Source organism: Gemmata sp. SH-PL17, from assembly GCF_001610855.1.
Lineage (GTDB): Bacteria > Planctomycetota > Planctomycetia > Gemmatales > Gemmataceae > Gemmata > Gemmata massiliana.
Genome location: NZ_CP011271.1, coordinates 5488864 through 5501804, shown reverse-complemented (window position 1 = coordinate 5501804; position 12941 = coordinate 5488864). Strand labels below are relative to the sequence as shown.

The 12941-nt window shown below is 67.7% G+C and carries 7 protein-coding genes; 1 reads left to right on the top strand and 6 read right to left on the bottom strand.

From position 1 onward, the window contains the following. Nucleotides 1–62: 62 nt before the first annotated feature. Entirely contained in the window at nt 63–482 is a 420-nt protein-coding gene (locus VT84_RS22560; protein ID WP_052552359.1) for a hypothetical protein, read from the bottom strand. Nucleotides 483–983: 501 nt separating this feature from the next. Here VT84_RS22560 and VT84_RS22555 point away from each other — a divergent pair. Beyond that, nucleotides 984–1532 carry a DUF255 domain-containing protein gene (locus VT84_RS22555; RefSeq protein ID WP_052552356.1) on the top strand — a complete coding sequence of 183 codons (549 nt, stop codon included), beginning with the start codon at nt 984–986 and terminating at the stop codon, nt 1530–1532. Nucleotides 1533–1619: 87 nt separating this feature from the next. On the opposite strand, the gene ftsH is transcribed toward VT84_RS22555, so the two are convergent. The 5 genes from ftsH to VT84_RS22530 form a co-directional block, all read right to left on the bottom strand. Next, nucleotides 1620–3680, bottom strand: a complete 2061-nt coding sequence (ftsH, locus tag VT84_RS22550) for an ATP-dependent zinc metalloprotease FtsH (RefSeq protein ID WP_082841067.1) — start codon at nt 3678–3680, stop codon at nt 1620–1622. Between the two features lie 263 nt (nt 3681–3943). Next, nucleotides 3944–7222: a Tex-like N-terminal domain-containing protein gene (locus tag VT84_RS22545; protein WP_082841066.1), complete on the bottom strand. Its 3279-nt coding sequence runs from the start codon at nt 7220–7222 to the stop codon at nt 3944–3946. Nucleotides 7223–7437: 215 nt separating this feature from the next. Continuing rightward, the gene (locus tag VT84_RS22540) at nt 7438–8190 is read right to left on the bottom strand and encodes a PIG-L deacetylase family protein (protein WP_052552347.1); all 753 of its coding nucleotides are present in this window, start codon (nt 8188–8190) and stop codon (nt 7438–7440) included. Nucleotides 8191–8330: 140 nt separating this feature from the next. Continuing rightward, nucleotides 8331–10538 (bottom strand): hypothetical protein, encoded by a 2208-nt coding sequence (locus VT84_RS22535; protein WP_082841065.1) that lies wholly within the window; start codon nt 10536–10538, stop codon nt 8331–8333. A gap of 81 nt (nt 10539–10619) precedes the next feature. Further along, a complete protein-coding gene (locus VT84_RS22530) occupies nt 10620–12899 on the bottom strand; it encodes an ABC transporter permease (protein ID WP_082841064.1) in 2280 nt (759 codons plus the stop codon). Nucleotides 12900–12941: the final 42 nt, after the last annotated feature.

Genomic DNA, 12941 nt, shown 5'->3' with positions numbered 1-12941 from the left:
GAACGTACCGGCCCATACGGGCGATTGGCTGATCGAGCTGAGAGAAGCGGGTGTGAACGGCACTAACGCGGCTTCGGACCGGTCGCGTCGTCTTGCGGCGGGAGCGCCAGACCCTTGGTCATCAGCTTGGCGTTCACCTTACTGCTCCGCGGCGGGAGCGCCGGACCCGTCGGTTCGACGCGCTTCTCTTGCTTCTCGCGCACGAAGCGCTTCCGCTTCTTCTTGACCTCTGGGACCACCGGTTTGGGCGGCGCGGGCAGTTCCTTCACGGCCGGGGGCGGGACGACCTCGGCGGGCTTGTTGAGTGGCGTGATGCCCTTGCCCTTGGCCTTTGCCATCGCGTTTTTCAGTACTTCCGCTTTCGAGAGCTCCTTTTTCGGCGGTTCGGACTTGGGTGCTTCCTTCTTCACCGCTTCGGGCTTCGGTGCTTCCTTCTTGGGTTCCTCGGGTTTGGGGGCTTCTTTCTTGGACTTCTTTCCCATTGAGTGACTCCAGCGAGAGAGGGGATGAATCATGTTTTGTAGCGGATAACGGTTCGCGGGACGATGCCTTTTGTGATCCCGAAATGGGATGTTTTTGTGGCCCCGGATCGGATCGCGGTTTGGTGACGGAATGCGGGCCGGCGCCCAGAAAAAAGAAGAAGCCGGCGACCGAAGTCGCCGGCTTTCGTTGATAGGTTGGGTGAAGTGCGGTCAGGTGTGTGGGGTGGGCCGGGGGGAAGTTCGGCCCGACTCGTGTTCGTCGCACGATGTAAAGCAGCCGACGTGCCAAACAAAACGTGCAAGAACCGGGACGTTACAAATACCTGGAATTTCAGGGCGATCGAGCATTTCAAGAGGCGTTGCGGGCGCTCCCCGATTGTAAGGCTTACTCTCAGCGCGGCTCGCGGGTGGGTACTTTCTTGCCGGGGAGTGGGTCGTTGTGTTCCGAACGCGGGGCGGTGATAATCGGTCCGCCGCTGCCCCCATTTTGAGGAGCGCTTCATGATTCGCGTGTTGCTCGTTTCGGTGTTCGCTCTGGTTCCCAGCGCGGTTCGGGCCGAAGACCCCAAACCGAAGGGGCCGCCCGCGGCCGACGTGCTGGCCGAGGCACTGGCCGCTGCGAAGAAGGACGGCAAAGCCGTGTTCCTGGCGTTCGGCTCGCCGACGTGCGGGTGGTGCAAGTACCTGGACAAGTTCAACGCCCGCCCCGCGGTCGCGAAGGCGCTGGCCCCGCACGTGGTGTTCGTGAAAGTGGACGTGGTGGACAACCCGGGTGGGGAGAAATTGTACGAGAAGTACGCGCCCGAACCGGGCGGCGTGCCGGTGTGGGTCTTCCTGTCGGCCGAGGGCAAGGTGCTGTCCGATTCGTTCGCGGAAGAGAAGGGGAAGAAGCAGAACGTCGGGTTCCCCTACGAGCCGAGTGAAGTGGCCCACTACGAGAAGGCGCTGCGGGCCGCGCTGCCGAAACTGACCGACGCCGAGGTCGTGGACCTGATCAAAGAGTTGAAGGACGCGGGACCGAAGAAGGAAAAGAAGGACGACAAGAAGTAGTAGATGCTTCACCAGTCCGTAAAGACGCGCGGTTCGCCAGGAAATTTCCTGGCGAACCGCGCGTCTTTACGGACTGGTGAAGTTACTTTACGCACCCCCGAACGCCAGCCCCGGTTTGGGCGGGGCTTCGGGCTTCGGAGCGGGTTCGGGCTGCGGAACGGGGGCCGGGGGCACCGCCTTGGGCGCTTCCGGGCGCAGTTCCGCGAGCGGCACCCCGGACATCAGCTTCTCGACCTCCGTGCGGTCGATCTCTTCGTGCATCAGGAGCGCGTCCGCGATCACGTCGAGCTTGTCGCGGTGGGTGCGCACGAGATCCTGTGCCCGGGCCTCGGCGTCGATCAGGATGCGCTGGATCTCTTCGTCGATGAGCCGCGCCGTGCCCTCGCTGTACGCCCGCGACTCCACGATCTCCTTGCCCAGGAAGACGTGCTCCTCGCCCTGCTGGTGGTACACCGGGCCGACGCGGTCGCTCATCCCGAACTGCGTCACCATCACGCGCGCGATCCGGGTCGCCTGCTTCAGGTCGCCGACCGCCCCGGAGAGCGGCTCGCCGAGCACGAGCTTGTCGGCCGCGCGCCCGCCCATCGTCATCACGAGCATCGCGTTCAGCTCGCTCTGCGAGTGGTCCACGCGCTCCTCGTCTTGCTGGAACAGGGTAACGCCCCCCGTCCGGCCGCGCGGGATGATCGACACGCGGTCGAGGGCGTGCATCGCCGACGGCATGAGGAACGCGCAGAGCGCGTGCCCGGCCTCGTGGTACGCGGTCCGGCGCTTCTCGTCGTGCGAGAACGGTTCCTCGCGCTGGCTCCCGAGCCGCACCCGGTCGGCCGCGCGGTCGAAGTCCACCTGCTCGATCTTGTTCCGGCCCGAGCGCACGGCCAAAAGCGCGGCCTCGTTGCACAGGTTCTTCAGTTCCGCGCCGCTCATCCCGACCATCCCGCGCGCCACGCGCTCCAGGTCCACGAGGTCCGAGAGCGGCTTGTTGCGCGTGTGGACCTTCAGGATTTCCAACCGGCCCTTCCACGTCGGGCGGTCCACGGTGATGTGCCGGTCGAAGCGCCCCGGGCGGAGCAGGGCGGCGTCGAGCACGTCCGGGCGGTTGGTCGCGGCCATCACGATGACCGTTTCCGTCGGCTGGAACCCGTCCATTTCGGACAAGATCTGGTTGAGCGTTTGTTCCCGCTCGTCGGACCCGCCGCCGTACCCGGCGCCGCGCATCCGGCCCACGGCGTCGATTTCGTCGATGAAGATCACGCACGGCGAGTGCTCCTTCGCGGTGCGGAACATGTCCCGCACGCGGCTCGCCCCGACCCCCACGAACATCTGAATGAACTCGCTGCCGCTGATGGCGAAGAACGGCACGTTCGCTTCACCGGCCACGGCCTTCGCGAGCAGCGTCTTGCCGGTTCCGGGCGGGCCGACGAGCAGCGCGCCCTTGGGCACCGTCGCCCCGATGCGGGTGAACTTGCCCGGGTCTTTCAGGTACTCCACCATCTCGGTCAGCTCGCGCTTCGCCGACTCCATACCCGCCACGTCGTCGAACGTGACGCGCCCCTTGCCCTTCTCGTACCGCTTCGCAGGGCTGCGGATGTAGTTGTTGATGAACCCGCCGCCCATCGGGTCGCGGAGCTTCGGCAGGAAGAACACGACGAACACGGTGATGATGCCGCACACGATCAGCAACTGCAGGAGGAGCGGCCCGAGCCACGGGGTCGGCTCCTCGCGCCGGTTGATGACGACCGGCACCGGCTGGCTCTCGGCCGGCGCCTTCTTGATGACCTCTTGGTCCGCCTTTTCGATGTCCGCGGTGAGCGTGCGCTGGTCGTTGCTGTGCGGGAGCAGCACCGCGAACCGGCCGGTCTTGCCCAGTTCGAGCTTTTTGGCGAGTTCGGAGTTCGGGTCGCGGACCTCGCCCTCGGCCCGGTCGGTACCGACCAGGGTGACGGACTTCAGTTGGCCCGCGTTCATCAGCTCGCGGAACCGGGAGTAATCGATCTCGCGGTAGTTGTTCTTGAACGCGAGGAACGCGAACGCGATGACCCCGAGCACGATGAGCGCGATCCACCCGCCGGGGAGCAGCGGGTTGGTCCGCTTGGGCGCGGGCTGTTGCGAACCGTTGGGGGGCGGGCTGTCTTGTTGCTCGGCCATTTCTATGTCCTCGGTCGCGGGGTGCGTGGCCCGCGCGGGGCGGCGATACTGTTACGAGCGTTCCGCACCAACGAAACGAGTGCGGGGTGTGAAGATATTGTACGGGCGATCGGCCGCGGGAAGGGAACTCGAAACGAGAGAACGTGTTTTGCGGTTTAATTCAGCGAGGGGAGGAACAATTCGGCTACCAACTTCCCCCGCGGTACCGCCCGAAGAAGCAAATGTCCTCTTCGATGATACCACGGGGGAACACGAGTCAGCAATTAGCTCTGGCCTTCGGTCTTGGGCTCTTCGGGCTTCGGCTCCTCGGCCTTCGCTTCGGGCTTCGGCTCTTCGACCTTCGGGGCCTCCGGTTCGACGGGTTTGAAGAACGCGAGCAGTTCGCCGAAGGTGTTCAGCGCGGCTTTGCCGGCCTTCTTTTCGGGCGTCAGGTTCGGCAGCGGCTTCGGCTTGCTCGGCTTCTTGGGCGGCAGCGGTTGAACCGGTTCCGCGGGTTGCGCGCTCGCGGGCGGGTTCGTGTTCGCCGGGGCCGGACCGCGGTTGAACCGACCGCCGCCTTGCCCCTGCCCCTGGCGCGGTTGGAAGCCGCCGCGTTGCGGGTAGCCGCCCCGGTTCCCACCGCGATCGTCGCGCGCCGGCTGCGGCGGGCGCTCGCGCTGTTCTTGCGGGGCGGGGCGGGCGCTCTGTTGGGGCCGTTCCGCGCGCTGCTCGCGGGGCGCGTGACCGCCGCGGGCCGGGCCGCGCTCTTGCGGGCGCCGTTCCTGGCCCGGCGGGATCATCGACAGCGAGATCTTCTTCTCGCCGGCCTTCACGTCCATCACCCACACCGTGACGACGTCGCCGACCGAAACCACATCGTAGGGGCTCTTGATGTAGCGGTTCGCCATCTGGCTGATGTGAACCAGGCCGCTCTCCTTCAGCCCGATGTCCACGAACGCCCCGAACGGCACCACGTTCAGCACGGTACCCTTCAGCTCCATGCCCTGCGTGATGTCTTCGAGGCGCAGCACGCCCGTCTTGAAGATCGGCGGGGGCAGATCCTCACGCGGGTCGCGCCCGGGGCGCGCGAGCGAGGCGAAGATGTCGTCGAGCGTCGGTTCGCCGACGTTCAGCTTACCCGCGATCTCGGCCAGGTTCGCGCCGTTGAGTTTGGCGCGGAGCTCCTCGACCTTGGCCTTGTCGCGCAGGTCCGCGGGCGTAAGCCCGAAGTCCGAGAGCACCTGCCGCGCGAGCGGGTAGCTTTCCGGGTGAATCCACGTGCTGTCGAGCGGATCCGGGCCGTCGGGCAGTTTGAGGAACCCGGCGGCCTGGGTGAACCGCTTTTCGCCCAGCCCGGGCACCTGGAGGAGCTGTTCGCGGTTGGCGAACGCGCCCTGCTTCTCGCGGTAGGTGACGATCTCGCGCGCCACCAACTGGTTCAGCCCGGACACGTGGCGCAGGAGCGGCACGCTCGCGGTGTTCAGATCCACACCGACCTGGTTCACGCTCGACTCGATCACGCCCTCGAGCGATTCCTTCAGGAACTTCGGCTTCACGTCGTGCTGGTACAGCCCGACCCCGATGTGCTGCGGGTCGATCTTCACCAGCTCCGCGAGCGGATCCTGGAGCCGGCGCCCGATGCTGATGGTGCCGCGCGTGGTCGCGTCCAGGTCGGGGAACTCTTCCCGGGCCACCGGGCTGGCCGAGTAGTCGCTCGCGCCCGCCTCGATGACGATGACGTAGGCGAGGTCTTCCGGCGCGTCGGGCAGCCCTTCGAGCGAGATCGGCGGCGGGGGCGGGACCGCGGGTGCGGCCGGGGCCACGGGAACCGACGCGGTCTCGGGGGCACCGGTCGTCAGCGTTTCACTCGGGGCCGGCGCTGCTTCGGGGTGTGTGGTGGTCGTTTCCGCCGGAACGAGCGCGGCCGGTGCTTCGGTCGAGAGCGTCACCGCCTCGGTCGGCACCACGGGCGCGCCGGAGTCGAGCGAGATCGCCGCGGGCACGGCCGTCACGACCGGCGCGAGCACCGGCTCTTGCGGCGTCGGCGCTACGACCGGCGCTTCCGGAGCGAGTGTGGACGCTTGCGGCGCGTCTGGTACGGGGTTCAGGCGCCGGTCCGCGAGGTCGGAGATCAGGTCCGCGACGAGCTGTTCTGTGTCGCGGCACCCGGTCCCGTTCCCGATCGCGACGACGGAGAGCTGGTACTTGCGGACGAGCTGCTCCATCTTCCGCTTGGCGTCGGTCGCGTTCTTCTTCTGGCCGTGCGGGTAGATCACCGCGTCTTCGAGCAGTTTGCCGGTCTCGTCCAGCACCGCGAGTTTGCACCCGGTGCGGATGCCGGGGTCCACCGCGAGCACCTTGCGGCCGCGCAGCGGCGGCTGGAGCAGCAGGCTCCGGAGGTTCTTCGCGAACACCATGACCGCGTGCTCCTGGGCGCGGTCGGTGAGTTCGCGGCGGATTTCGCGCTCGAGGCTCGGCTTGAGCAGGCGCTCGAGCGCGTCCTTGGCGACTTCGAGCATCAGCCCCCGGTGCGGGTGGTCCGCGAGCCCGAGGTGGTAGGTCGTGATCTCCAGGCCCATCGCCGGGTCGGTGTCGATGCGGACCTTCAGGACGCCGGCCTTCTCACCGCGGTTGATCGCGAGCACGCGGTGCGGCGGGATGTCCTTGACCGGTTCGCGGAAGTCGAAGTACGGCTCGTACTCCTTGCCCTTGCTCTCGGGGACGCTCTCGCCCCGGATCGAGACGAGGACGCCGGTGTCCCAGGAGAACGCCCGCAGCGGCCCGCGCACCTCGGCGAAGTCCGCGACCATGTCGGCGAGGATGTTCCGGACGCCGGCCATCACGTCGTCGGTGTTCAGCAGCCACTTGTCCGGGTCGACCAGCCCCTGAACGACCTCGTCCAGTTTGTCGACGGCCGGGTCGCGGTTGAAGATCGCCTCGGCGAGCGGCCCCAGGCCCTTTTCACGGGCCTCGGTCGCGAGCGACTTCTTCTTGGGCTTGAACGGCAGGTACAGGTCTTCGAGGCGCTTGGGGGCCTCGGCCGCGAGAATGGCCTGGGTGAGGGCGTCGTTCAGTTTCCCCTGGAACGCGATACTCTTGAGGATCGTGCGCTTGCGGTCGGTGAGCGCCCGCAGGTTCGTGACGCGGTCCTGGATGCGCCGGATGACGTCCTCGTTCAGCCCGCCGGTGCGCTCCTTGCGGTAGCGCGTGATGAACGGGACCGTGTTCTCGTCGTCGAGCAGTTGAACGACGGCCTCGACCTGCGCCTTGCGGATCTGCAGATCCTGCGCGATGCGCGAGAGGTCGTGCGGCTGCGGCGCCGGCGGCACGTCCGGCACCGGCTGAGCGGGCAGGGCCGGCTCGCGGTGCGCGGGCGGCGGGGCCGCTTCCGCGGGTGCCGCGCCCTCGGCCGTCGGCTCCGCGGGCGCAGTGCTCTCGACCGGCGGGGCGGTGGAGCTTTCGGCCGGCGCGACCGGTTCTTCGGTCGGCTGCGTCGGTGCTGCGTCGGTGGCGGGGGCGGAAGAGTCGGCGGGCACGTTGGTCGTCGGGTCGGACGGGGTCATGTTGCGAGCGTCCTGGGGACAGCGGGGCGGCTCCGGCAGCCGGAGTCGAGACGGTCCAGTGGCCGAGTGGGTTCGCGCGACCGGCCGGGCGCGCCTGAAGAGGCGTTCAGATGGTCATGATTACGGGCCGGTTCGGGGCGCGTCAAGGAACGAATCGCCACGAAAAACCGCGATAACGTGAAGACCGCGCCCGGTGTCACCCGCTCCGGTGAGCGTCAGACGGTTCCGAGCAGCTCCGCGAGGACGTTCGTCCGGGGGTAACTGTGCCCGAGGTGCTGGCGGAAGCCCTCGGCGAAGGCGACGCCCGCGTGCGCGCCCTGGGCCGCGCCCCACTCGCGCATCGAGTCCACCAGGTTGTCGACCCCGTGGTGCGCCCGGAGCCAGGCGCGCTGGCTCTCGTGGCACTCCAGCATCCGCGCCTTGTCCCCGATCACCGCGCTGATGTCGATGCGGAACCCCGGGACGATCGGGCGCCCGAAGGCGTCGCTCCCCTCGAGCGGGTCGCAGTAGTACAGGTGCGGGATGTGCGCGATCGGCGGGTGCAAGTGCCGCCCGTGCAGGAAGTTCGGGATCGGGGCCGCGAACGTCGCGGCGCGCACGATCTTGCTCGTCTGCTCGTGGTCGAGGTGGTAGTCGTCCGGGCTGTGCGTGAGCACCACTTGCGCCGCGACCGCGTTAATGAGGCGCGTCACTTTTTCGAGCGCGCTCTCGGTGTAGATCACGCGCAGGTCGCGCTCTTCGAGGCAGTGGTAGGTCGCACCAATGGCCTCGGCCGCGGCCCGCCCCTCCGCGCGCCGGATGCGGGCGATCTCCTCCGGGCCGTGCTCCGCGGACCCGCAGTCGCCGGGGGTCATCGTCGCGACGTGGATCGTCCAGCCGTGTTCCTTCTTCAATCGAGCGAGCGTACCGGCGCAGAGGAACTCGGCATCATCGGGGTGGGCGAGAACGGCGAGAGCGGTGCGGTTCATTGATTGTCAGTGTGGGCGCAAGTTAGAAGGAGCAACGAGGAGGCTGTTGTACGAACCGCGGGCCGCGGGGTGCCCCCGCGGCCCGGTTGGTGCTGCTTTTGGACCCGTCAGCGGGCGCGTTTAGGGCGATCGGTCCGCGCCTACTGGCCCGGGGGCGGCCCACCCGGGGGGCTCGGGCGACCCATCGGCGGCCCGCCGGGACCGCCCGGGCCGGGGGCCGGGGCCTGCTGTTGCGGCTTCCGCGACACCCCCTGCTTCGACCGCACGGATTCTTTCATCGTCTCGGACACCCAGGCGATCCGGTCGGGCGCGAGCGAGCCGACGAACGGCGAGGAGAAGTCCGCGTCGGCGACGTTTTCAACGACGTACCACTTGATCTCCTCGCGGTTCGCCGTGGTCCACAGGGGGTCGGCGACCGCCACTTGTCCCGGCGCGAGGGCCTCGGTCTGGAACGGGAGCGTCAGGAACGGGACCACGGCCTGGGCCGCGTGGACCTGTTCGTTGGCCCGCTTGCGCACCCGCTCGTCGTCCTGAACCAGAAGGCGCAGGTACGCCAAATCGTACTCGGCCGTTTCCTCTTCGGTCCGGTCGGACCGCTCCGGCCGGAGGAAGTCCTTGTTCTCAGTAAGAACTTGCTTCCACAACCCCAACCCCTCTTTGTAGAGCCGGATGGCGAGCGGCGGGTTGCTGATCTTCCGGGCCTGTTCCGCCTTCCAGAGCGTCTTCCGGGCCCTGACGGTCAGCGACTTCGCTTCGGCCTGGGCGGACGCGAGGAAGTACGGGAAGTTCGTGACGCTCCGGTTCGAGCCGTAATACTCGAGCGCGACCTTGGCGAGGTACCGTTCGCGGAGAACCGGGTCCGTGAGTTGTTCCGGGGTCGGGTCGTTGGGGAGGGAGCCCGGGTCGCCGCGCCGGTTCTCCAGGGTTTCGCGGCGCCCCTGAGCGAACACGAGGCCGTAATCCCGTCCGTGACGGTCCCACATTTCGGCGGCCTTGCGCCACTCCTCGAGCGACCAGGCGCGGCCCGTGCCGACGACCACGCCCCGCGGTTGGGTCGGGCGGTCGGGGTTGTCCGGGAACCACCACTTCGACGGCTGGTCGCTCGGGTCGTCGATCTGCCACCCCTCCTCGTCGAACCACCCTTCCTTTTGCTCCATTTCCGCCTGGTAGCTCTGGGCGCGGGGGGCCCCCTGGCGGAAGATGACCATCATCGGGAGGCGCGGAACCCGGTGCTTCGCCGGGTCGTGGTCGAAGGTGCCGGGGGCCGGCGTGGGGCCGGGGACCGGGAGCCCCTGCGCGTCCTTCAGCGGCGGCGGGAGCAACAGGAGCGAGTAGCTGAACCAGGCCCGGGCCGCCTTGAACCCGGTGAAGTACCCCAGCCCGGGGGCGCGGTCGTCGGCGGTGCCGGACGTCGGGTTCGCCTCGTCCGGGCCCTCGTTGAACTGCGGGGGCAGGGCCGGGAACTGGTTCTCGGTTTCCGCCAGGTCGTCGGTCAGTTCCTTCAGGTAGTTGGGGCGGTACCGGGAGGGCACCTCCCAGTTGGTCTTCAGGAAGTCGACCACTTCCTTGGGCGTGCCGCGGCGCAGCTTCTCCTTCGCGCGCTTGTCCGTGTACCGCAGGTCCTCTCCGCGGAGGCGCCGGACGAGGTGGGGGTGCTTTTCACAGAACTCTTGGAACTTCGCGTAGTTGATCCGCCCGGTTTCCGGGTCCTCGAACTGTTTGGGGTTCCGCTGGCTCGGCGGGATGCAGCTCAGGTCGAACAGGCACCGCAGCGTCTCCACCTGGTCGGACACGCCGAACTTGTTCTGGTAGTAGAACGCGATCTGGTACCGGATGTCCGGGGACCGCTTGTTGTGGCGCTCGCCCTCCGCGAGCAACTGGATGCCGCGGACGATGTAGAAGTACATGTCGCCGCTGCCGTGCATCTCGACCGACACGTTGTACGCGATGTTCCAGCTCTGGAAGATCCACGGCGTGATGAAGTTCGGTTGCAACTTGGTCACCATCATGACCCGCTGCTCGAACTCGTGGAAGTCGTTGCGCTTCTGTTTGTCGATGGCCGAGAGCCACAGCGCGGAAACCGCGAGCCCGCGGCTGCCCGTGAGGGTGAGCCGCAGCGCGCTGCCCGTGATCTCGGCCTCGCCCTCCTGCGGGTCCAGTTCCCACACGTCCAGGTTCCGCGCTTGGGCCTGGATGGTGTGGCCCGCGGCCCACCGGAACGGCCCGCTCGACCCGCTCAACGGGACCGGGATCGCGCCCCGCCAGATCATGCTGAGCGTGAACAGCACGAGGATCGCGCCGAGGTAGGTCGTCTTGCGGACGATCGCGGCCCGTTGCAGGGGGTTCATAGTCGTGTTCGGTGCTCGGTGTTCGGTGTTCGGAACCCAGGTCCGCGCCCGGCCCGTGTGAGTGCCGGGCGCGGCGCGCCCTTACGCGGCAACTTCTCGGGACTTCATGAGGTAGTACGCCACGATCACCCAGGGGATCAGGTACCCGAAGGTGACCAGCACGTTCACCACGAGGTACTCGGTGTTGATGTTGAACCCCTCGGAGACGAAGTGCCCCCAACTGAACGAGTCGATGTCCGGGATCACGTTCTGGATCCGCCGGTAGACCCACGCGGCGAACTTGTCGCCGAGCAGGAGCGTGCGGGTGTAGGCCGTGTCGGACGCGGGGGTCGTGGACTGCTCCGCCTTCACGATCTGCGACATGCTCTGGAACGGGCCGCCGATGTTCCGCCCGGTGGCCAGGTCGCTCAGGTGGTCCGTGAAGAACCCGGTGATGTAGATGAGCGCGGTCCCCAGGAACGCGAGGATGCCGCTCAGGTACGTGCTCAGGGCGGTCGCGATCCCGATCACGATGCACAGCCGGCACCACAGCCCGACCGTGCCCTTGAAGAAGTTGACCGCGTAGGGCATCTCGTTCCGGAGCAGGTACAGGTCCGGCTCGGCCATGCCCAGGAGTTGTCCCTCGCTCTCGCACTTCACCTGGATCGTGAGGCGCGGGAGCGGCTCGCCCTTCTCGTCCTTGCCGGGCGGGGCCTTCGCGCCGTTCGCGTTGCGGAACAGCCCGGCGGGCACCTCGATCCCCATGACGGCGTAGTCGAAGACCGGCTTGCCCTTGTACTCGAAGAACCCGAACTCCTCGGCGAGTTCGTTCACCTTGGCCCACGCCGGGTCGCCGGGCTGGGCGCGGTCGACCTGGAACCCCTGGCGCCGGTACTCCTCGGCGCGGGCCAGGTACTGGTCCCGGCGGGCCGTGTCCACCCACTGCCACTCGGCCCCCTCGTCCTTGGTCGGCTGGCGCAGCGGGGCGTTCTGCGTGACGAGCGTGAAGTTGACCATCACGCCCTTGTCCTGCTCGCCCTTGGTCATGCGGAACACGTCGAACGTGAACTCGACGGGCACCTTGTCCCCTTCGGGGCGCTCCATTTCGGCCGGCACGCTCGCGAACTTCCAGATGGCCCGCTGCGGGGACTTCTCGTGCCCGGCGATGTACCGGCGGTAGTCGAACTCGCGGCCCACGTTGGTGCCCTCGAAGTCCTTTTTCTCCTGCCGGTCCTCGGCCCGGAGGCTCTTGAACTCGAGCTTCCCGCGGTGCGGCACGCGGGCCTTGTACGTCTCCTCGCGGGCCTTCTCCGAGATCGACGTGTTGGTGATGAGCACCACGCTCACCCCGGTCAGCGCCAGGAGCGCGAGCGTCATGAGGGCCGTGTACCCGATGAACCGGCCCAGCACGATCTCGATGCGCTCCACCGGCTTCGACACGACGGTGAAGATGTTCAGGTTCTTGATGTCGTTGGGGATGCCGAACGCCGCGAGCAGCGCGGCCGGGAACAGGACCAGGACGCTCATGAAGACCGTGATGAGCGCGGTCGTGGTGCGCAGCTCGTCCGCCGGCTTGATCGGCATGAACCACTGGGCCGGGAACAGGAACGGGAGCAGGACGATGAGGAACACCCAGAGCAACTGGCTCCGGACGGCTTCCTTGAAACTGAGCTTCGCGATGGCCCACACCGGGCCCTCGGCCTCGAACAGCATGAGCAGCGCGAGGGCCGCGAGGAACACCCCGGCGCCCACGGCGAGGAGCCACGTCCAGATGGCCGTGAGGCGCGGGACCCCGACGGCGAACAGGACCGCCCCGATTACCGCGTAGGTGCCCAGCGCGCCGATCAGGGCGATGACGCGGTTCCGGGTGAGCAACTCGCCCGAATAGGCCTTGAGGGCGCCCCAGAACCGGACCGCGCCCGAGGCGTTGAACGACACGTTGCGCCGGAGCGTCTTGAAGAGATCCCGGGCGAACGGTTCGCCCAACCCGAGCAGCGCGAACAGCCCCGCGATCATCATGACCATCGGTTGCAGTTCCCGGTGCACTACCGGGGGCTCGGCCCGGACCGCCTCGCCCGTGGTCGGGACCGGGACCACGGGCTGGGCCCCGCGGTTCAGGACCATGAGCACGAGCAGGACCACGTAACAGACGAGGCTGATAGCGCCCGTCACCAGCATCCACTTGGACACCGGCACGCGGAGCCGCTCGGACTCGGACTTGTCCGTGGGCGTGCTCAGGGCGTAGATGAGGTACACGACCAAGCCGATGGCCGCGAACCCGCCCGCGTCCTGGAGCCACGCCTGGAGCAGCCCCGTCACCTGTGCGTACCCGTAGGGGTCGCCCCGGTCCAGTTGCAGAATCCCGAACAGCGCCGACGACATCGGGGGAGCCCTTGAGAACCCTGTGGGGGCCAGCGACTGCGC

Excerpts from the sequence above, each read along its gene's own strand:
- ftsH (WP_082841067.1), bottom strand. The coding sequence starts at position 3,680 with ATGGCCGAGCAACAAGACAGCCCGCCCCCCAACGGTTCGCAACAGCCC.
- VT84_RS22555 (WP_052552356.1), top strand. The coding sequence starts at position 984 with ATGATTCGCGTGTTGCTCGTTTCGGTGTTCGCTCTGGTTCCCAGCGCG.
- VT84_RS22540 (WP_052552347.1), bottom strand. The coding sequence starts at position 8,190 with ATGAACCGCACCGCTCTCGCCGTTCTCGCCCACCCCGATGATGCCGAG.
- VT84_RS22535 (WP_082841065.1), bottom strand. The coding sequence starts at position 10,538 with ATGAACCCCCTGCAACGGGCCGCGATCGTCCGCAAGACGACCTACCTC.
- VT84_RS22530 (WP_082841064.1), bottom strand. The coding sequence starts at position 12,899 with ATGTCGTCGGCGCTGTTCGGGATTCTGCAACTGGACCGGGGCGACCCC.
- VT84_RS22545 (WP_082841066.1), bottom strand. The coding sequence starts at position 7,222 with ATGACCCCGTCCGACCCGACGACCAACGTGCCCGCCGACTCTTCCGCC.
- VT84_RS22560 (WP_052552359.1), bottom strand. The coding sequence starts at position 482 with ATGGGAAAGAAGTCCAAGAAAGAAGCCCCCAAACCCGAGGAACCCAAG.